General features: G+C 39.6%; 20 protein-coding genes and 1 pseudogene. 11 read left to right on the forward strand and 10 right to left on the reverse strand.

The window, feature by feature from the left end:
- Window positions 1–26: 26 nt before the first annotated feature.
- The gene (locus O4M77_RS06940; protein WP_323714054.1) at window positions 27–662 is read right to left on the reverse strand and encodes an SOS response-associated peptidase; all 636 of its coding nucleotides are present in this window, start codon (window positions 660–662) and stop codon (window positions 27–29) included.
- 320 nt (window positions 663–982) lie between these two features.
- On the opposite strand from O4M77_RS06940, the gene O4M77_RS06945 reads away from it, so the two are divergent.
- The 3 genes from O4M77_RS06945 (at window position 983) to O4M77_RS06955 (ending at window position 5,564) form a co-directional block, all read left to right on the forward strand.
- Window positions 983–1,123 (forward strand): hypothetical protein, encoded by a 141-nt coding sequence (locus O4M77_RS06945; RefSeq protein ID WP_323714055.1) that lies wholly within the window; start codon window positions 983–985, stop codon window positions 1,121–1,123.
- Window positions 1,124–1,393: 270 nt separating this feature from the next.
- Window positions 1,394–1,735, forward strand: coding sequence for a hypothetical protein (locus O4M77_RS06950; protein ID WP_034170370.1), 342 nt, complete (start codon window positions 1,394–1,396; stop codon window positions 1,733–1,735).
- 2,662 nt (window positions 1,736–4,397) lie between these two features.
- Window positions 4,398–5,564 (forward strand): MFS transporter, encoded by a 1,167-nt coding sequence (locus tag O4M77_RS06955; RefSeq protein ID WP_323714056.1) that lies wholly within the window; start codon window positions 4,398–4,400, stop codon window positions 5,562–5,564.
- Window positions 5,565–5,579: 15 nt separating this feature from the next.
- Here O4M77_RS06955 and O4M77_RS06960 read toward each other — a convergent pair.
- Window positions 5,580–7,070 (reverse strand): annotated as a pseudogene (locus tag O4M77_RS06960) (amidase).
- Between the two features lie 49 nt (window positions 7,071–7,119).
- The gene (locus O4M77_RS06965; RefSeq protein ID WP_180031401.1) at window positions 7,120–8,550 is read right to left on the reverse strand and encodes a diguanylate cyclase; all 1,431 of its coding nucleotides are present in this window, start codon (window positions 8,548–8,550) and stop codon (window positions 7,120–7,122) included.
- Window positions 8,551–8,875: 325 nt separating this feature from the next.
- Here O4M77_RS06965 and O4M77_RS06970 point away from each other — a divergent pair, with 325 nt between their 5' ends.
- Entirely contained in the window at window positions 8,876–9,322 is a 447-nt protein-coding gene (locus tag O4M77_RS06970) for a hypothetical protein (RefSeq protein WP_171065466.1), read from the forward strand.
- A 62-nt stretch (window positions 9,323–9,384) separates the two neighbouring features.
- Here the strand turns inward: O4M77_RS06970 and accC are convergent, their stop codons facing one another.
- Genes accC through aroQ form a run of 3 tightly spaced genes read right to left on the reverse strand, consistent with a single transcriptional unit; the run spans window position 9,385 to window position 11,662 of the window.
- Window positions 9,385–10,755, reverse strand: coding sequence for an acetyl-CoA carboxylase biotin carboxylase subunit (gene accC, locus O4M77_RS06975; RefSeq protein ID WP_180053626.1), 1,371 nt, complete (start codon window positions 10,753–10,755; stop codon window positions 9,385–9,387).
- A gap of 18 nt (window positions 10,756–10,773) precedes the next feature.
- On the reverse strand, window positions 10,774–11,190 hold the full coding sequence (gene accB, locus O4M77_RS06980) for an acetyl-CoA carboxylase biotin carboxyl carrier protein (protein WP_004785952.1): 417 nt from the start codon (window positions 11,188–11,190) through the stop codon (window positions 10,774–10,776).
- A 16-nt stretch (window positions 11,191–11,206) separates the two neighbouring features.
- Window positions 11,207–11,662: a type II 3-dehydroquinate dehydratase gene (gene aroQ / locus O4M77_RS06985; protein WP_004785950.1), complete on the reverse strand. Its 456-nt coding sequence runs from the start codon at window positions 11,660–11,662 to the stop codon at window positions 11,207–11,209.
- A gap of 1,033 nt (window positions 11,663–12,695) precedes the next feature.
- Between aroQ and ybaK the strand changes: the two genes are divergently transcribed.
- The 3 genes from ybaK to O4M77_RS07000 all read left to right on the forward strand — a co-directional run bounded on the left by ybaK (window position 12,696) and on the right by O4M77_RS07000 (window position 15,186).
- Window positions 12,696–13,163, forward strand: coding sequence for a Cys-tRNA(Pro) deacylase (gene ybaK / locus O4M77_RS06990; protein WP_159122961.1), 468 nt, complete (start codon window positions 12,696–12,698; stop codon window positions 13,161–13,163).
- A 222-nt stretch (window positions 13,164–13,385) separates the two neighbouring features.
- Window positions 13,386–14,639, forward strand: coding sequence for a YncE family protein (locus tag O4M77_RS06995; protein WP_034705621.1), 1,254 nt, complete (start codon window positions 13,386–13,388; stop codon window positions 14,637–14,639).
- Window positions 14,640–14,703: 64 nt separating this feature from the next.
- A complete protein-coding gene (locus O4M77_RS07000; protein ID WP_125279646.1) occupies window positions 14,704–15,186 on the forward strand; it encodes a hypothetical protein in 483 nt (160 codons plus the stop codon).
- Window positions 15,187–15,295: 109 nt separating this feature from the next.
- Here the strand turns inward: O4M77_RS07000 and O4M77_RS07005 are convergent, their stop codons facing one another.
- The 4 genes from O4M77_RS07005 to tusD are packed head-to-tail and all read right to left on the reverse strand — an operon-like array spanning window position 15,296 to window position 16,687.
- Complete coding sequence (locus O4M77_RS07005; protein ID WP_005235445.1) at window positions 15,296–15,607, reverse strand: TusE/DsrC/DsvC family sulfur relay protein; 312 nt, start codon at window positions 15,605–15,607, stop codon at window positions 15,296–15,298.
- 14 nt (window positions 15,608–15,621) lie between these two features.
- Window positions 15,622–15,906 carry a hypothetical protein gene (locus O4M77_RS07010; protein WP_180017991.1) on the reverse strand — a complete coding sequence of 95 codons (285 nt, stop codon included), beginning with the start codon at window positions 15,904–15,906 and terminating at the stop codon, window positions 15,622–15,624.
- Between the two features lie 17 nt (window positions 15,907–15,923).
- Window positions 15,924–16,274, reverse strand: a complete 351-nt coding sequence (locus O4M77_RS07015; RefSeq protein WP_005235449.1) for a hypothetical protein — start codon at window positions 16,272–16,274, stop codon at window positions 15,924–15,926.
- Between the two features lie 44 nt (window positions 16,275–16,318).
- A complete protein-coding gene (gene tusD / locus O4M77_RS07020; RefSeq protein WP_166135495.1) occupies window positions 16,319–16,687 on the reverse strand; it encodes a sulfurtransferase complex subunit TusD in 369 nt (122 codons plus the stop codon).
- Window positions 16,688–16,756: 69 nt separating this feature from the next.
- Between tusD and O4M77_RS07025 the strand changes: the two genes are divergently transcribed.
- The 4 genes from O4M77_RS07025 to O4M77_RS07040 all read left to right on the forward strand — a co-directional run bounded on the left by O4M77_RS07025 (window position 16,757) and on the right by O4M77_RS07040 (window position 20,538).
- Entirely contained in the window at window positions 16,757–17,767 is a 1,011-nt protein-coding gene (locus O4M77_RS07025) for an NAD-dependent epimerase/dehydratase family protein (RefSeq protein ID WP_323714057.1), read from the forward strand.
- 135 nt (window positions 17,768–17,902) lie between these two features.
- The gene (fumC, locus tag O4M77_RS07030; RefSeq protein WP_323714058.1) at window positions 17,903–19,297 is read left to right on the forward strand and encodes a class II fumarate hydratase; all 1,395 of its coding nucleotides are present in this window, start codon (window positions 17,903–17,905) and stop codon (window positions 19,295–19,297) included.
- A 236-nt stretch (window positions 19,298–19,533) separates the two neighbouring features.
- Entirely contained in the window at window positions 19,534–19,707 is a 174-nt protein-coding gene (locus O4M77_RS07035; RefSeq protein WP_005235541.1) for a hypothetical protein, read from the forward strand.
- A gap of 339 nt (window positions 19,708–20,046) precedes the next feature.
- Window positions 20,047–20,538: a hypothetical protein gene (locus tag O4M77_RS07040; protein ID WP_005235543.1), complete on the forward strand. Its 492-nt coding sequence runs from the start codon at window positions 20,047–20,049 to the stop codon at window positions 20,536–20,538.
- Window positions 20,539–20,545 lie beyond the last annotated feature (7 nt).

Consider the following 20,545-nt stretch of genomic DNA (forward strand, 5'->3'; position numbering starts at 1 on the left):
ATTAATAATTAAACTGCTTTTATATTTCAGTTTTCCGACAAACGGGGATCTCGTGGCTTTGCAATAAATTCATCCCGCATTTCGAAGAAAAACTCACTTGCTTCCTCATGATTGCAGTGCAGCCAGTCCTGTCTTGACTCTTCTGGTATCACAATAATCGAGCGTTTTTCATCATTGGGATTATGGAACTGTTTCATAAAAGGATGCTGATTTGCATTAATCGTGAGCATTGAAAAAGATCGAACTTTTTCACCTTCAATGATTGCATCATCATAAATGGCTGCAACAGTAACAGGGTCACCGTCTTCGCGAGAAATAGCATACCAATGAGATTTGCCATCAATGTATTTGGGTTCATAGAACGTATCTACAGGCACCAAGGCAAACTGATTATTTTTCCAGGCATGTCGAAAACTTGCTTTTGAGGCGACTGTTTCAGTTCGGGCATTATAAGTATGCCGGCCAAATTTTAATTCTTTGGCCCAGGAAGGGATAAGTCCGAAACGTGCGATATCCAGTTCAAACTCGTCAGCACCGCGCATAATGATGGGAGCGGGAGCTAAAGGATATACATGTGTTTTCATATCCAGTTCAAGCTGTTCTTCATGAATATCTAATAAAGAGAGACGGCTTTTTGAGGGGAATTCATAGTTTGAACACATGGGCGAACGCTCTCATGATGATCTATCATGAAAATTAAAATATAAGAGAGATAAGTGCAAAACAATTTGAATATCGTAAGTTGGATTTTGACCAGCAAGCAGAATTTTTATTTTATAAGTATATATTTAGAGCCTAAAAATATTTAACTCAATAATATTTTAAGTAAATTTAATATTATGAAAAGATTAAACTTTTATTTAATCTATACAGATATACATAATTTAACTTTTTATTTAAAAAAACACTCCAAATGGCTTTGGAAAGCTACAAATATAGATGTTAGTTATATAGGCTTGCATTTATGAGCATGAGGTGAAAGATGAAGTTATTAACGTTAATTGGTGCAGGTGTACTTGCGAGTTATTGTTATAAGAAAATGAAATACAAAAAGGACGGTTCAAACAATCCTACTCCTCAGAATGAACAGGTAGACAGTCAAGCAGCAAACTCTGTTGAATAATGCCTTTAAAGGGCCTCACAACTAGCAAGAAAAGGTTGTGAGGTCTCCCATTCTTTCAGTAGAGTCATCTCTGACAAGTCTTATATAATATTCAGAACTTTGATATTTTCAGAGAAACAGCAAGCTCTTTTTAGCTATTATACCTTTTCATCTGTTCTAAATTTTCCTGATTAAATTTATTGATAAAGTTGAATGGTTTACAAAACTATTCATTTTAATAATAGCCATACTTTAAAAATAATGTGATCCTCTTTCTCAGGAGGACAGCTTATGAAAAAACTAATTATCTTGCCTCTTGTAGCTTTAATACTTCTGGGGTGTAGTCAACCAAATACACAGCAAGAAGCTGACTCTAAGATCCTACAGGATGAGGATTTAAAAAAATTTAGGGAGATGGTAAGGAATGCTTTACCGAATTCAGACCTGGTTCAATTTCATCAACAAGAGGGAGAATGTGGTGAGGTTAGTTTCAGAGATAAATCTACGAATGAAATGAAGCATCGGAGGTTTATTGTAGTGAATAAAAATATTGTGCTGATTGAAAGACGGCAGGTCGATCAGGAATATTTTGACCTTTCATGGAGGAATGCATGTCGTGATTATTTCGGGTAAAGAAAGAATATTTATTAAAATTCTTATTTGAAAATAGTGACCGCTATAATTGAATATCAATAAAAACATTTGATCATTGAGCCACTTTTTAGAGTGGCTTTTTAATGTCTGGATTTCTGAATTTTGTTCGAAATATGGTTACTGAATAGATCTGTATTTCATATTCTGGCTTCGTACAAATAGATAGAATGTTGATCAATTTATATAGATGATAAATATAAAAATTATTTAAAAAAGGAACAAATATTGATTCTTGAAAGTATAGTTTTTGCTTTAGGTTCTGGATATGTATCTCTTTAAAATATGCGGCATTATTTTCCTTGTCATCCTTGCTGTTTCTCTCATGGTTTTAGGTCTTATTTATCAGGATCCTTTATTTGCTTTGATAGGGCTCTTGTTTGCTGTTTGCGCAGTATTATTATTTTCCATGATGAAGGAAAGTCTTGCTGACTTTTAGATCACTCATTTCGTTTAAAAGCTTAAAGATTTGGACTAGAGATCAAGGTGAATAGCAGGATGATAGTCATCAATATTATGCACCGAGATGGAATCAACAATTTAGAAAAATAATTGTGTTGAAAAGTCTTTGGATTAATCAGTGTAATAAGGAAGACTTATACGGGCAACCAGTCATGTGGATTAGATTGATAAGATGATCTGATAATACACTCATTGCTGGGTGCTATTTTGCAGAAGTTCATCGAAAGATGGGCTTTTTTGTTACCTAAAATAAAGCTTTATCAAGTTCATACTAGAAATTATTGACTCCAAAGATCACAATTTAGACTTTTTATATATGGATATATATTTAATTTCTATATATATTTATATTTGTCATGAATTGGCTATTGTTTGACCGTTGTACATTTCGTCAACAATCCTGAATCAGCGCAAAATGATAAAGGGGAAGAGCCCACAGCAATGTGGGCTTTTTTATTGCCTAAAGAAAAGTTTGGCTTAATTTCTTACTAGGTATCTGGCTTGAATAGCTTAGCTAAGTAATAGATCTGGTCAAAGAGACGGAGATTAACTAGAAATTTGAATAAGTGACTTATTTCTATTTTATCGGTCAATATGATTGTTAATCATCGACTTAATATCAAAGTGTGATTGACTGCATACAATATTTTCATTATATTTTACCATATGTTCAAAAATCTCCACGTTTTGAATTTAGAGTTCTGCCCACATCGTCCCCAATGATGTGGGTTTTTTTGACTAGAATAGCTAAGTGATATTTTCATTAACCTATAATTAAAGAAGAGGGTAGCACCTAGTTCTGTGAAGAGGCTATTTTTACATCAATAGGTATGATAGATTAGGGTTCTGGCGGTAACTGCCTATACGGATCAGTCCAGCAAGTTCATCTTGTGACACTCCCGTCGTTTGAAGTGTTACTATGAAGAAGCTCGCCAAATGGTGGGCTTTTTTCGCATCGATAGGTGTGATAAATTATATTTAAGCTGGCAACCAGCGTTGCGGGTCAGTTTTTCAAGTTTATCTTGATTGACTCCCGACTTAAGAAGCGTTGCTATGAAGAAGCTCATCGAAAGGTGGGCTTTTTTGTTGGTTTATTAAACAAAAGGGTTCATACTAAGGCCCGTGCTTAAATTAAGTTGAATCTTTTGAAAAACAAAAGAGTTGTAATTTTAGGCGGAGTATTTTTGGCATTTATATTCTTTCTGTGTTTCCATTTATATAATCTTTCTAGCGAACAAGTGCTACTTTTAAGGTTCTCCAAAATTGATGATGAACAAGTTAAAAACTACAATGACGTGTTAAAGCCTACCCGCTTAACCTCCCCAAGTTAGGCGGGTTATTTTTTGTCTGGAAAAAAGTATGCTCCGATTAATATTCTGCTTATTCTGCCTACATGGTGCGACTGAGATTAGCGACGGTAAGAAAGAATGCCGGGATTGTTTGAAAAAAATTAAATAAAAAAACTCCATTATATAATGGAGTTTGAATCTTAATAAATCGCCTAGCTTTTACTTAAAATTAAAGGGATCGTACTTTTTATCTATGATTTCTAAATACACTAGGAATGCCGATATGGCGAGTAAACCTACAACTACTAAGAAAAATATATCGTGTGAAATTAGTGCTACTGCTAAAAAAGCCACAAGCATACAAATAAAAATGCCAAATAATGCATAAAGTATATAAGTTTTCATGAATAGGAGATTCCTCTATATTAAAGAGTGATCAAATTAACATAAAAATTAATTGAAAATTAACGTAAATACTACAATATTAATACATTCTTATCGAGAATTTAAATTTAAGAATGAGAATCTTTCTTATTCTAAGTTTCGAAAAGGGGTTTTCTTATCAGTAATATCTATTTCAGATAAAGTCCAAGTAAAACTTAGATTTTTGCAGTGCTGAGCTGTCTAAGTATCATAACCTCAGTCATTTTAATTCTTAGAACCATCAAATGATTACGATTGATAAGCTCATGATTGAACTAAAAGAATAAATTAAGAATTTAGCTAATGTATTAAGTTAAAATCTAACTTTTCTCAAATTAGTTAAAGAGCTTTGAAGAATCTATAGATGATTATCTTATAGATTATCGAGATCTAACCGAGACCCAATCAATGCAACTAAGCGCAACTTATATTTATTTTAAGTTATTAGAAATAGAAGAGAATCTAGTCTGATGCAATCTCTAGCTATTCATTACAGACTCAGTTTTTTCTACTTTTTTTATTATGCGATTGTGGGCGCATTCATGCCTTTCTGGAGTCTGTATCTGGAAGATCAAGGCTTTAATTATCAGGAAATTGGGATTTTATCTTCGATTGCGATTGTCACCCGATTTTTTGCGCCATTTATTTGGGGGTGGATTGCAGACAAATCCGGAAAACGCATGTTGCTGGTGCGTATAGCTACCTGGATGGAAGCCTGTATCTGGTTCATGCTATTTATCACTCCAAATAGCTTCCAGTCAGTCGCTTTGCTCATGCTGATTTTCAGTTTCTTTCAAAATGCGATTTTGGCTCAGTTTGAAGGCGTAACTTTATTCTGGTTAGGTGAAAAAAGGGCAGAGCTCTATGGCAAAGTCCGTAAGTGGGGATCTATTGGATTTATTATTGGCGTATTTGGTTTAGGGGCAATTTTTGAAATTATCAGCATCAGTATGCTACCAATCTTATTGCTCTGTATTTCATTTCTGGCTTTTCTCTGGTCATTTACCATCAAAGAACCTACAGCAGCACCCACAGCTCAGAAAAAACTCGAAGCTTTATGGCCGATCTTCAAGCGTCCGGTGGTATACAGTTTTTTCCTGATTGAACTGATCATGCTGTTTTCACATGCGCCATTTTATAGTTTTTATAGTAACTATCTCAGCCAGAATGGATTCAGTACCAGTCAGATCGGATTACTCTGGTCGGTTGGGGTTATTGCTGAAATCATTATGTTTGCCTACGCTACATTTTTTCTGACACGCTGGTCATGGCGTCATCTGGTGATGTTATGCCTGTTAATGACCGGTTTAAGATGGCTGACTGTAGGCCTATTTCCATCGTTATTTCTGGCACAGTTTTTTGCCCAGACCATTCATGCCCTGAGTTTTGGCTTATTTCATATGATTGCCATGCGGGTTATTTTCCAGAACTTCTCGGCTGGACAGCAAGGCCGTGGACAGGCACTGTATAGCACCATGTGGGGCTTAGGCGTGGCGAGTGGGAGTATTCTTGCCGGTCGTTATTGGGATCAGGTCGGTGGAACATCAATCTTTATTGCTGCTGCGCTATCGACCTTGCTGGGCCTATTGCTGGTATTTGGCTTACCCAACAAAGTCGAACTGCAAAAGCAGGTTTAAGATACGATTGAATAATTAAATGCGGATTTTGGAATATTGATCAAACCAGGGCTGAGCCTGTTCTAATTGAGCGGCCAGTTGCAACAGTAAATCTTCACGAGCAAATGGTGCAATAAATTGTGAACCCAAAGGTAAGTTATCTTCATTCCAGTAAAGCGGTACGGACATTGCTGGAAGGCCGGTAATATTGGCTAACTGAGTGAATGGCACCCATTTTAGGTTTTCTTTTACAATCTGATCGACCAGCTTACCTTGTGCCAATAAATGTGCCTTATTCATTTTTAATAAAGCTTTAAGAATCGGCTTCTGCCAGTTTGGTGTCTTGACTTCGCCATTTTTGGGTGCAACAGTGGCCGTGGCTGGTGTCAGGTAGAGATCATAATCATCAAAGAAATGATTCATCTGGGTCACATATTGTCCCCAGTTGGTCAGATTTTGGATATATTCAATTGCCGTCGTTTTGGCACCAAAAGCAGCTAGCGCCAGAGAATCCAGTTCAAAATCGCCTGATCTGGATGGATAGCCTTTCTGGATTTCGTCCAGCATATAAGAAAACTGGCTAAACCACGTCGTAATAAAATCTTTAGCCAGTTGCATACCATCAATCTGCGGTTGATCCTCAACGACTGCATGACCTAAAGATTCCAGTAAACGGGCAGTTTGTTCTACCGCTTTAATAGCATCTTGAGAAACAGGCGTATCAATGCTGGAACGGGTATTAAATGCGATTTTTAATTTTTTTGGTGGTTGCTGAATCACTTCCAGATAATGTGTATGCGGACGTTGGATCGTAAACAGCGAACTGCGATCTTCACCGTGGGTGGCATCCAGCATTGCCGCACTATCCCGAACAGTTTTGGTGAGTACATGTTGAATGGCAGCACCGTGCATTGCCTCACTCATTTGCGGTCCCCACGGCGTACGTCCACGGCTTGGTTTTAAACCAAACAGACCACAGTAGGAAGCCGGAATACGAATTGAGCCACCACCATCACCTGCACCGGCAATTGGCACAATGCCGGCTGCCACAGCAGAAGCAGAACCGCCTGACGAGCCACCACTGTTATGTCTTAAATTCCACGGGTTTTTACAGCTTCCCCAGGCATCTGGCTCTGTAATGCCTTTAATTCCGAATTCAGGGGTGTTGGTACGGCCAAAGGTCACAATACCTGCCTGTTCCCAACGGTTAACAATCTCGGCATTGGTTTCAGCTATATACCCAATGCGCTTTAAACCCTGACATCCATAAGACGTCGGATAACCTGCATATTCCTGAAACAGGTCTTTGACTAGAAATGGAACACCGGCAAAGGGACCAGACAGTTCTTGCTAGGTACGCTGCAAAGCATGCTCATGCATGGGAATAATAATGGCATTGATTTCAGGATTAATATTTGCACTGCGTTCTAAAGCAACTGATAAAAGTTCACTTGAATGTACTTGTTTATTTTTAACCAGTTCAGCCAGTCCTAACCCATCGTATTGTAAGTATTCTTCAAATTTCATCTGCATTCCCTAGCGTTAATATTGTTATAAGGTTGTAGAAGGTTTCAGTTCAGGATGCAAGCACCACCTGATTACGTCCCAAGTGTTTAGCTTGATATAAGGCCTGATCCGCGGTATTGATCAGTTGCTGTAAATCCTGAGAAAGTGGGGCATGTTGATGCGTAATCCCGAGACTCACAGTAATCGACAAAGGTGATCCATCAGGTTGATACATTGGCGTTTTAGCTACCAGTTCACGAATACGCTCGGCAATAAACTGGGCTTTGGACGGTTTAGTATCCCAAAGCAAAATCACAAATTCCTCACCACCAATACGTGCAAACAGATCCTGAGAACGTAAATTGGAACGGATGATTTCAGCAAAGTGTTGCAGTACTTTATCGCCTACATGATGGCCAAAATGATCATTTAAACGTTTGAAATGGTCGATATCCAACATAATCAGGGAAAACTGCACACTCTTGGAATGTTGCAGTAAATATTCACCTTTCTGGAAGAAAAAATGCCGGTTCATGGTCCGCGTCAGACTGTCATGATTGGCCAAATACAATACGCGTTTAAATAGGTCGTTACGGTTCTGACTGATAATACACAGGATCAGCGGCGACAATGCCAGCATAAACAGTCCGATCCTTAATGAGATATAAATGGTTGAGTCTGCCAGCGTATCATGTGTAGTGGCATAAAACTGGGTCAGGCTGTAATACATCAAAATGATTACAAAGGCATTAATAATTGCAATTGTGAAGATGCGATAGGTCAGTGCTGCCCAGATTAAAGCTGCCAACGGATAAAGCAGGGCACCTGGACCGACAAAAATATTACTCAGGATAATACACAGGATTACCGTACCTGCTGGCAGCAGATAACTAAAAGAGTTCTGCTTCTTTCTGCGGTTTTTAAATAAATACTTGAGATCTTTGGTTCTAGGAAAGGCTAAAAAAAGCGGCAAGACAATAATGTAATTTACCATTTCGCCTGTCCACCACAGCCCAAAATCAATCCATAAATTTTCCTTGGTCATAAAGGAATAAGGAAGATTGGGTAAGGTCGCAACGGCAAAAACTGCACTAGCCAGGCATCCTGCAAATGCACAGATGCCGAACATATGCACGAAAGTGAAGCCAGTATTGTAATACTTATAATTGATCTGGAAATATCGGATAAAAAACAGCGATACAATCGTACTAATCAGGTTGGCAAGTGTTAGAAACAGGCTTTGTAATAGATTATTACCTGTTGCCAAATCGGCAAACATGAACGCACAGAAAGCACCTAGCCACCCGCCCATATTGTTTAAATGGGGGAAGCGTAAGAACATAGCCAGCAAGGCAGCATTGGCAGGCCAGAGTATGGCTAAATAATCCTGTGTTCTGGTCATAATGCCAATCAAACAAGTCACTAAAATAATGAAAAGAATGACCAAGTAGGCATATGTTTCAGGATTCAAGTTCTGGTCTGTGATTCGAGGTATTCGCAAATCTAAGTCCTGTATCTAATTTTTATTTGTGAAATATCACTTTGTTTGGGAAATGCTTTTTACCCAAAAGTACAACTTTATTCTTGGAATAATCTGTTTTTACTTACGTTATCAATATACGTTTGTATACGAAATATATACAAAAAAATTAAAAAAGGAAATCCATGTTTTTAAACTATAATGATAAAAATTTGTTTTATTTCGGTATTTAAACTGATGCAGAGCAGAATATGATCCCGAAAAATATGATAAGTTAAAATTAATTATTAGGATTGAAACGAAGCCTGTGAATATGAAAAAAACCTGTCTTAGCCTTGTCTTGCTCATGAGCTCATCTTGGCTAATGGCAACAGAAAATAATAATCAAGCTGCAAATAGTATTGCGAAACCTATCGAAGTTCCGAATACCTTTACCATTAATACCCGTCCTGAAATTGTCGGGCTATGGGGAATGGAAATTCCAGATAATAAGAAATGTGTTGAATACTATAATTTTAAAGGCAATAACAACGTAGTGATTAAAAGCGGTTCAGAATGGACCACAGGGCTGTATGACTATCAGCCTTCACAAGATCCTGCTGCACAGATTCCAGCGCTGATTATGCAGGTTAAATACGACAATAATGAAAAAGACTGTTCCGGCAATCAGGTAGATCAGTCAGGTGAGATTTCGCAGTATTTTGTGAAGTGGCAGAATTCAAATACCATTAATTTCTGTGCCAATGAAAAAGCAGAACAATGTTTTGCTGTGCTTCGACGCATTTTGCCTTGATTGAAGGCTAGATATAAAAAACCGCTGAATTCAGCGGTTTTTTTATTAGATCAATTACTGGATCAAGCTTTTTCTTTGTCTTCAGCACCTTCAAGCTGCTTCAACAAATGTTTTTCCAGATAGTGAATATCCATCGCCTGTTCACAGAAATTTTCATCCTGAAGAATCAGATCTTTGTGTAATGGGATATTGGTTTTCACACCTGTCAGAATCATTTCATCCAAGGCCTGTTTCATACGTGCAATTGCAGTTTCACGGTCTTTACCATGGGCAATTAGCTTGGCAATCATTGAATCATAATACGGTGGGATGCTGTAACCTGGATAGATATGAGAGTCTAAACGGATACCTGCACCACCTGGCGCATAGAAAGTCTCGATTTTGCCTGGAGATGGCATAAAGTTCGATGGATCTTCTGCATTGATACGGCATTCGATCGCATGACCTTGAACACGTACATCTTCTTGCTGGATATCCAGACCTAAGCCAGCCGCAATACGTAACTGCTGTTCAATGATGTCGATACCGGTGACCATTTCAGTCACAGGGTGTTCTACCTGAACACGGGTGTTCATTTCGATAAAGAAGAATTCGCCTTCTTCAAACAGGAACTCAAATGTACCGGCACCACGATATTGCATCAATTTACAAGCATTGACACAGGCCTCAAGAATGTCAGTACGAGCCTGTTCTGGCAGGTTAGGCGCTGGCGCTTCTTCAAGTACTTTCTGGTGACGACGCTGTAAAGAACAGTCACGGTCATACAGGTGGATCGCATGACCATTACCGTCGCCTAGAACCTGTACTTCGACGTGACGCGGTTTTTGCAGGAAACGTTCCATATAAACCGTGTCATCGCCAAACCACATTTCAGCATCACGCTGCGCAGCTTGTACTGATTCAAGCAGGGTATCCACACGTTCTACGATACGCATACCACGACCACCACCACCGGAAGCCGCTTTCACGATGAGCGGGAAACCAATTTCTTTGGCTTCAGCAAGCGCATTGTGAATCGTCACCGCATGATCACAGCCAGGTACAGTTGGTACACCCGCTTTTTTCATGGCAATAATCGCAGAAACCTTGTTCCCCATCAGGCGAATATGTTCTGGACGTGGACCAATGAAGATAAAACCAGAGCTTTCTACGATTTCAGCAAATTCAGCATTTTCAGACAGGAAGCCATAACCAGGGTGGATGGCATCTGCGCTGGTGATTTCAGCAGCTGTAATCAGGGCTGGAATATTCAGGTAACTGTCGCTACTTGCGCCAGGACCAATACACACGGCTTCGTCACAGAAGCGTAAGTGCATCAGGTCTTTGTCAGCGTCTGAATAGACACCGACTGTTTTAATTCCTAAAGTTTTGCAAGCTCGGGCGATGCGCAAGGCGATCTCACCTCGGTTTGCAATTAAAACTTTTTGCAACATTATGAATCCCCGAAGTGATTAGGCGCGGTAACGGAAAAGTGGCTGACCAAACTGAATCACTTCACCATTTTTCACCAGAATTTCTTCAATCACGCCGCTTTGAGTTGCTTCAATCGGGTTCATGATTTTCATTGCTTCAATGATACCCAGTGTTTCGCCAGCAGAAACAGTTTGGCCAATTTTTACAAAAGGTGCTTCGCCTGGGCTTGGAGCCGCATAGAACACGCCAACCATTGGAGATTTTTCAACTGCACCACGAGGAGATTTAGCTGCAGGGACGTCAGCTGCAGGTGCAGGCATTGCAGGAACAGCTGCTGCAACTACTGGATTACGACGAGTCAGAGCAATCGACTGATCACCTTCCTTAACTTCAATCGCCTGTAAGTCAGATTCAATCATCAAATCGATGAGCTTCTTGATTTTACGGATATCCATGAGACAGTATTCCTAATTAAGATTGTTTAGAAGATTGTATTTTTTCAATGACATAGTCGAGTGCGGCAGCATAGCCTTTTGCACCTAGACCACAGATCACGCCAATAGCTTTATCGGATAGATATGAATGATGTCGGAATGCCTCACGTGCATGGACGTTAGACAGGTGGACTTCAATAAACGGGATTGCCACGCCAAGAAGTGCATCACGAACTGCAACTGAGGTATGTGTCAGGGCAGCAGGATTAATAATGATATATTGCACGCCGTCTTGTTGGGCTTGATGAATTCGGTCAACAATTGCGCCTTCCCAGTTGCTCTGGAAAGTGTCAAGTTGTAAAGTAGCTTTTTCAGCCTGAGCAGTGAGCTGCTGATTAATATCTTCTAGAGTTAAATAACCATAAACTTCGGGTTCGCGCTTTCCTAGCAAATTTAAATTCGGTCCATGAATAACCAAAATGGTCGAAGTCATCTATGGTGCTCCAGTTAAAAAGTTTCAGGATAGGTTTGCAAGATGTCTACAAACTTCGCCTATTATGGCATGAATTCCTACATTATTTTTATAATTTCTTTGAATTGACATAGAAAAGCATGTACCACGCAGTGGCCATATAATGAAAACTTTGCAAGCATTTAGCAATGTTCAAAACTACCAAATCTTCGTCTTTTACATCATTTTTATATTTTAGATGAATTGGCTGAATTGTTACATTTATGCTGTGTAAGTTAGACCTCAATGTTTATTCATAATTCTTTTAAATTGAGTGTTTATTCGGCAATGGCTTGTCAAAAATAAAAATTATTACTCGAAGTCTCTGCTCATATCAAAAATTGTGGTGATCGGTAAAAGACCGGGTTTTCATTATACTTTTGGATGAATCAAATGTTTATTCTATTCATTATTCTGCAAACTAAAATATCAAACTTGGAATAAAAATCAAAAAGTTATTTGATAAATGGTATGAACTGAAGTGTAGTATTAAATGGATTTTATGTCGCTAGTAAAGCAAATAACACATTATCTTTCTGCAAAAAGAGATAGGCTCATTGCTACTGAACATTGGCTAAATGAGACTGGCCGTAAAAGTAAAATTAAAAACTTATGATTCTTCATTAATCTTTTACTGGCCTCATCTAATATTGACGAATGTGCTCAATTTTCTAAAGCTTACCTTTATTTGTCATTCTTTATGTTCACTCAATAACATTGGCAAAATGGCACTTCATGTATAGGCGTTGTTATTCATCTGAATGTTGCCTATGTTTTTAAATGATGAATTTTTAAGCTTAAGAACAAGATGGTATGCGGAATTACAATGATAAATGGGATAGTTAAGTTCAGTTAAAGTGCAATATGAATAGATATTCTGGATTAAAAGCTAATGGTATCTGATTGTATTTTGAACACATATTGATTATATAAGCTATTCAGAATCACAGAATAAAACCCAAGCAGACTTGATAAGCTATAATGAAGATCCCGTCAAAATACTATCGAAGCTGTTATGACACCTGCATGCAAATTATTAAAATCTCAAAAAATTGAATATAGCATTCACGAATATGAACATGATGCTAATGCCAAAAGCTTTGGTCTGGAAGCGGCAGAAAAGTTAGGACTAGCAGTAGAAGAAGTATTCAAAACTTTATTAGTCACGGATGAGAAGCAGTATTTTGTAGCAGTTCTTCCAGTCAACCATCAGTTAAACCTGAAAAAAGTAGCATCAGCCTTTGGTTGTAAAAAGCTACAAATGGCTGATCCCAAACAGGCAGAACGTCTAACCGGTTATCTTGTCGGTGGGATTAGTCCGGTTGGGCAGAAAAAACGCCTGAAAACTGTCATTGATGCATCTGCAGAACAGCTGAATAAAATCTATGTCAGTGGGGGTAAACGCGGTCTGGATATTGGTTTAAAACCTGCGGACCTAGCTAAGGTTCTAGATGCTCAATTCGTTGATGTATTGGATGTCTAAAGTTCAAAGCATTTTTCAATAAAACTATCTTACTGAGAAGCGTTCATATCAATGGATGCTTCAACTTTTTTGGGTTCTCATATTTCTATTCTGTCGGAAAATTCTGTCGGAAAATTCAGCATGGTTTTTTCTTCATTGTATAGTGGATGATTGAGATCCACGGCCTGACTGTGGATTGAACAAAGATAAAAACAATAAAATAGAAAATATGGAGAATACCGCATGGAAATCCAGAAAAAACGATTATCACGGTTCTGTATGAGCTTGTCCGCGATGGCCATGCTCTCAGTCTTTTCAACTGCACAGGCAGATTCGTCTACCTTGCCTCAACCGCCCAATTCCCAGCAAGTTTTCTTTGTGGGTAATAACTGGGATGGAACAGTTACAGTGATTCGATCTTCAGGTGACTTTGGCAAGGTTGGTGTGATCAACATGATTCCTGATCGTAAGGAGCGTCTGAAAGAGATTCACCTCAATCCCATTAAACTGATTGCCTATACCTATATTCAAGCTACTGCGGGTGAAGGTAATGATCAGCTGGTCGACGATATGTACTCCACGCCAGATGGACAGTCAGTGGTCGCATCCCGTCCAAGTTTTGCCGATGTGGTCTCTATCAACATCAAGACAGGCAAAATTAACTGGCGTACTCCAGTTGAAGGCTTCCGCGCGGATCATATGGCAGTTTCACCAGATGGCCAGCGTGTCGCGGTTTCCGCATCTTCCGGAAATGTGGTGCATGTACTGGATATTCATACTGGTAAGGAACTTGGTCGATTTGCGACGGGTGATAAACCGCATGAAAATATCTACTTTGATAATGGCAGAAAAATTCTGAACTCGGCCATTGGTAATGTAGAAACCTCTCTTGATGCGCAGTGGCAGGATTTCACCAAGGGTAAACGCTATATCACCATTGCAGATGCCAATACCCATCAGGTGCTTAAGAAAATTGACTTTAGACCGGCATTGGATGCGTTTGGTCGAAAAGATTTATCTAATTCAGTGCGGCCGATGGTCTTTAGCAAGGATGAAAGTAAACTCTATGCTCAGGTATCATTTTTTAATGGTTTGATTGAGTATGACTTAAACCAGAATAAAGTGACCCGTATTGGGCAGTTGCCAGGTAGCGATAGCATTCCCAAAGATCGTACCAAATGGGTGAATGATTCCCGCCATCATGGTTTATCGATCAGTGCTGATGGTGAGAAGCTCTGTGTTGCGGGCACGATGGATAATTACGCCACCATTGTCGACCGTCAGAGTCTGACTGCCGGAAAATTGATTCCTGCAGGTAAGCCATACTGGGCTACCCGAAGTCCGGATGGCCGTAGCTGTATCATTTCAGAAAGTGAAACGGATGTGGTGACCGTAATTGATTTCGCGACAGGCAATAAAGTGACCAGTGTACCTGTAGGCAATCATCCACAGCGTGTCCGGATCGGTTATGCCCCAGCAGACTGGTCTACACCGTAGCAAATAATGGCTTAAAAAGAGCAATGTGTTATGAACGTTGCTCTAAGCATTGTAGGTGGCATATATGAGGAACAAAACACTTACTTTATATCTGCTGGCGGGAATGTTATTGACCGGTATTCTGGTTGGGATTGCTTATCAGGTTCATAAGGATATCTATAAGGCAGAGTTCAATATACTGAAACCTGATGATCAGATGACTTTTCCAGCAAAGTCACTGATTACTTCGAATTTAAATCCTAAAACAGCTGTACCGGCAAGAACGGCTAGACACTCGGAAGTGGATTCTGAACAGCAGGTCTTATTACAACAGAGAGACCAGCTTTATCTGGATTTTACCCAAATGATGAATGGCTTAAGTCAAGGTGAAAAGCCAGACTATCGCCAGCTAGATCATTTGCTGGTACAGCAGCAGAATCTGGTGAATGCCCGGGTCGTTGCTCCGGAAGAGGCGAGAGCTCAAATAGAATTTTTGCAGAAAGTTCTGCCTGAAATCTCTCCACAGCTTGATCAAGCCTTAAATGCATTGGATCAGAAAAGTTTTTAATCTTCCGGTTTAAAGCTTTATTTAGTTGTGAATACAGATCATAGATAAGCTTAATAAGAAAAAGCCCGTAGAAACGGACTTCTTCTTCATTCATTTTTTAGATTAAAACTTATAAGCAGTTCGCGGGTTTCGGGATACCAGCCAGTCGGCTTAAATGACGTGCCACTAAACCCGTATTAAACTTTTCCTGCAATAAGGCATTGTTAATTTCCGGGCTGACTGTCTTCATCAAAAACTTAATTAGCGGACGGGTTGCAGGAGAATGCCCAAACTGCTGATAAAATTGACGGACTGCCTGTAGCACTTCAAAATGCCAAGGAGTAAGTTGAAGTTCTAGTGTATCTGCCAGTACTTGGGCAACGTCTTCATTCCAGATGGTGTAATCGACTAAATGACCATCTTGGTCCAGTTCTAGATTCATATGTGACTCATGGATTATTTCATTGAGATGCAACGACTAAATTTCAGACATAGATCTGCAAATTCGGAGTAGTCGAGTAAAGCAACATTTTCCGATAAAGGTGAGATCAGAATTTCTGCATCATTTTTTAGGATATAAACTTGCGGTAGTTGCTGTACGAAGGCATGGTCCAGATACAGCACAGATTCTCCCATCAGGACCACCTGATTATCTAAAGCATGGAGCTGTGCTAATTGATCAAGGACTGACGCCGTCGCTGCATAATCTGACTGGATCAGGTAAAGGGTTTGATCTGACATTTATTTATCCTTTGTCCTTACCAATACAATACGTGATCAAATTTTTGAACGAATTCTGAATTGAGTTCAATCAACTCAATCTCCTGCTCGCTTTGCTTTACAAAAGGAGAGTCCTGATTTTTCTGCTCAACCAGAATTGGGGTCAGGTCATAAAATTCGAAACTATCCACCAGATTTGAAGCCAGTTTAAAGGCATGTTTAAGCTGGTCAAACTGGAGCTCAGAACGTAAAAGACTCAAGGCCGCGCCTTGGAGTAATACTTTAACTTCAGCGCCGAAGGTCGCCAGTACCATCGTGGCAGACAGGCTTTCATGCACCTGTAAGCTGTTTAGGTTGGCTTGGGTTAATATAACAAGTACAGATTTCACACAAGATTCCTTTTAAAAGCAACACATCCTGAAAAATGAAGCATCTAGAATTGAATTAGACGTTGTGAGGACTGAACAGCATCAGCAAGCTCGCCTAGACCGACCAATTCAAAACCATCAGCAAGATTATGTTGCTGAATATTGTGACGTTGAGCATTTTCCTGATCTGTAATCCCACGCGCTAAGGCTGCACTGACACAAACGGGTAAGCGGATCTTCAGATCCTGCCAGGAACGTGTGAGATGACGCTGGTCGTCGGGCACCCATTGCAATGCATTTGCGACCGACACGCCATCTTGATAGAAAAATACACGGAAAGCTTCCTGTTTATGTTGTAAAGCTTGGGCGAGTCCAAGCGCATGCCAGGCATAAATAGAAGTCGGTGCGGAGGTAACAAGAATTAAGGTGCTCATCGAAATTCACTACAGGCTTGATCAACGCGGGATGATGATCTTGGCTACAAAGAAAGTAGGTAGTATACAATGATTTTAGTGACGGGTGGTTTAGGCTTTTTAGGCTCACATATTGCTTTAAGTCTGATGGCACAAGGACTAGAGGTCATTGTGGTCGATAATCTGGCCAATGCCAGTCTACAGACCTTAGAACGCCTTGAATTTATTTCCGGCCGCTATGTGCCTTTTGTCAAAATTGATATCCGTAACACTCCAGCATTAAATAAAGTTTTTGAACAGAATTCAGTACAGGCTGTCATTCATACTGCCAGCTTTAAATCATTAGAAGAATCAGTTTTAAAACCACTTGAATATTATAATGATAATGTCAGCTGTATCATGAGCTTGATGCGTGCCATGCAGCGTACTGGAGTACGCAATCTGGTGCATTTGTCTTCATTGGCTGTATATGGCCATTCCGGAACGGATTTAAAAGAAGATCAGGCTTTCAATTACACTTATCCAAATCCTTATATTAAATCACAGCAGATGGTGGAAGAAATCATCCGGGATACTGCCAAGACGGATAATGAATGGCGTATTGCGATGTTACGTCTTTCCAATGTCGCGGGTGCTTTTGAAAATGGCATTTTAGGTGAATGGGTGCCACCTTTACCAAAGAATATTGTGCCTCTGGCCATGCAGGTGGCTGCGAAGCAGCGTGAATATCTGGAATTGCGCCGTCAGGCCAAGACCGAAGACTATACAGTAGAACGTAGTTTTCTACATGTGATGGATGTCTGTGATGCGGTATTCAAGTCGCTACATTGGCTGTCTCAACAGCAACAATGGACTTGCGAAGCCTTTAATATTGCTGGAGAGCTAATTTCAATGCAGACTTTGCTGGATCAGGTTGCAGAAGTCACCCAATCTGCTGTTCCTATAGTAGATGCTTTGCCATATCCACATGCCGAAATGGATCAACTGGGTGCTAATACGGATAAAGCCCAACAGTTGTTACATTGGCAGCCACGCTATACCTTAAGGAAAATGTTAGAGGATGAATGGCTGTTCTATCAGAATACGTTAAGAGGGCAGTGATTAAGAATCCTACAAGTTAATTATTGATAATAATTATCATTTGCAAAATTAATCAAACTCATTAAGATGAATAGAGTACAGCATTGAAGCTGCTGTCTAAATGAGTAAAACATGGAATAACAATTGAGGTTGAGCATGCAAACACGTATTGAACATGACACGATGGGAGAAGTCGCTGTACCGAGTGAAGCACTTTGGGGCGCACAAACTCAGCGTAGTCTACAGAACTTCAATATTGGCAATGAGCATTTGCCACGCGCCATGATTCGTGCCATGGGCTTGGTCAAGAAAGCAGCTGCGATCACCAATGCCGAGTTAAACCAGATTCCTCATGAGTTATCGACCTATATCATCGGTGCTGCGGATGAAGTGATCAGCGGTCAATGGGATAGCCAGTTCCCGCTAGTGGTATGGCAAACCGGTTCGGGCACGCAAAGTAACATGAACTGTAATGAAGTGATTGCCAATATTGCTAACCAGAAGCTGGGTAATCCTTTAGGTGCACAAAAGCCTGTGCATCCAAATGATCATGTCAACCGCGCTCAATCGACCAATGACTCTTTTCCGACTGCGATTCATGTAGCAGCTAGCTTACAGATCAATGAACTGCTAATACCGGCAGTGACACGTTTACGTGATACCTTGCATGCCAAATCTCAGGAATTTACCGAGATTGTAAAAATCGGTCGTACCCATCTTCAGGATGCCACACCTTTAACTTTAGGTCAGGAATTCAGTGGATATGTCTCTCAACTGGATCATGCTTTAATTCGACTGTATCAGGCTTTGCAAGGGTTATATGAACTGCCATTAGGCGGAACCGCCGTCGGTACAGGCCTCAATGCACATCCAGATTATGCTGTTAAAGCTGCGGATACTCTGGCTAAATTAACAGGCTTGCCTTTTGTCACCGCTCCTAACAAGTTCGAAGCTTTGGCCGGCCGTGATGCAGCAGTTTTTGCTTCAGGTGCTTTAAAGACTTTAGCGGTTAGCCTGAATAAAATTGCCAATGATATTCGCTGGTTGGCGAGTGGACCACGTTGTGGTTTTGGTGAATTACGTATTCCTGAAAATGAACCGGGTTCAAGTATTATGCCGGGTAAGGTGAACCCGACTCAAAGTGAAGCCATGACTATGGTAGTTGCCCAAGTCTTAGGGAATGATACGACGATTAATGTGGCCGGTGCATCAGGGAATTTTGAGCTGAATGTCTTTATGCCAGTGATTGCTTATAACCTGTTGCAGTCAATCCAACTGCTTGGCGATGCATGTAACAGCTTTAACGATAACTGTGCAGTCGGAATCGAGCCTAACCGTGACAAGATTGAGCACTTCCTGCATGATTCATTAATGCTGGTCACTGCATTGAATCCAGTCATTGGTTATGAGAATGCAGCTAAAGTGGCCAAGACCGCCTATAAAGAAGGTAAAACCTTAAAACAGGTCGCAGTAGAACTCGGATTGGTAACTGCAGAACAGTTCGATCAGGTGGTTCGCCCTGAAAATATGGTGGCTCCAAACGTAAAATAAGTCTTCTAATTATGGTTAAATAATAAAGCCCTCTAAATGAGGGCTTTATAATATCTAAGGATTATTCATACAAATTTTAATAAAATCAATTGCACATGTTTTTTCTGGAAAATTCTCATTCAATTAAGCTTGCTTATTAAATGCTATGAACCATCTATCGTTCATGTTTTGACAGATATGCAATGACGGATTACTAATAGAAATTCCCTGATAACTAGAAAAATGAGGTAAGGGTGATGACTGACTTTGATGATGATTTTGATCTGGACGAACCCTATCCAGATGAGGATTTATATCCAGATTATACAAAAAAGAAGTGTAGCAGCTGTAGCGGTACCGGCTATAACGTTGTGGAAGCTAAACAGTGTATCGAATGTATGGGAACCGGCAAAACTGGTGAGATAGATTAACTCAAAATTATAAATATTTATTAAGCCTGCTCTATGAGTGGGCTTTTTTATTCTCCTCATCAGAAGTTCTTAATTTTATAGATTCATGAGCAAATAAAAGAAAGAATCTAAAATTACGGGTGAAATCGTATTAGAAGGATGGTTAGAGATAACTATTGAAGTTTTTTTAGTGCTAAAGCCTATCCTCATGGCTTCTCATACCGAATTAACATTGAATAAGCGTATATAGCTGCTAAAATGCAGTTCGTTTTTACTGCTGTTTTGTCGTTTATTCCGCATGAGTTTCTATAGCATATGAATAAACATCCATAAAATGGCAGGTTGTTTAAGGAAAATTTAATGCTTGATATTTATTTAACAGATGTTCAAAAAAAGGTTCAATTCAAGGATTATCCAGGTGAGCATCCTGTTAAATTTATTCTGAATTTTAAAAAGATTTTTCCAAGTGTAATGGAACTTCTTTTACCTGTTCTCCCGGAAAATGAAAATCTTGATGAAATGACCTGGGAATCAACCACTCAGGACTTTGAGACATTTCAGATGTTATTAACAGGGTGGGGCATTATTGAATTGCGTTTAAATGCGATCACCCAGTATAAAGATAAGACATTTGCAGATCAGTTGGTGAAAGAGGCGCAGCAAAAACGCAGAGAATATCAGAAGAAACATCTTAAGCTTTCTAGTGTGGATCTGGATTATCTATTTATGCATGATGTGCATGGCTTGATTGATGCTGAACTGGTAGAACTGGGTGAAAAATTCTATTTACCAACCTTACGTGATCTTTGGAAAAATAAAGTCTCTGCTCAAGTGCTTAATGCTAAATTCTAAGAAAATT

The organism is Acinetobacter sp. YWS30-1 (assembly GCF_033558715.1).
Lineage (GTDB): Bacteria > Pseudomonadota > Gammaproteobacteria > Pseudomonadales > Moraxellaceae > Acinetobacter.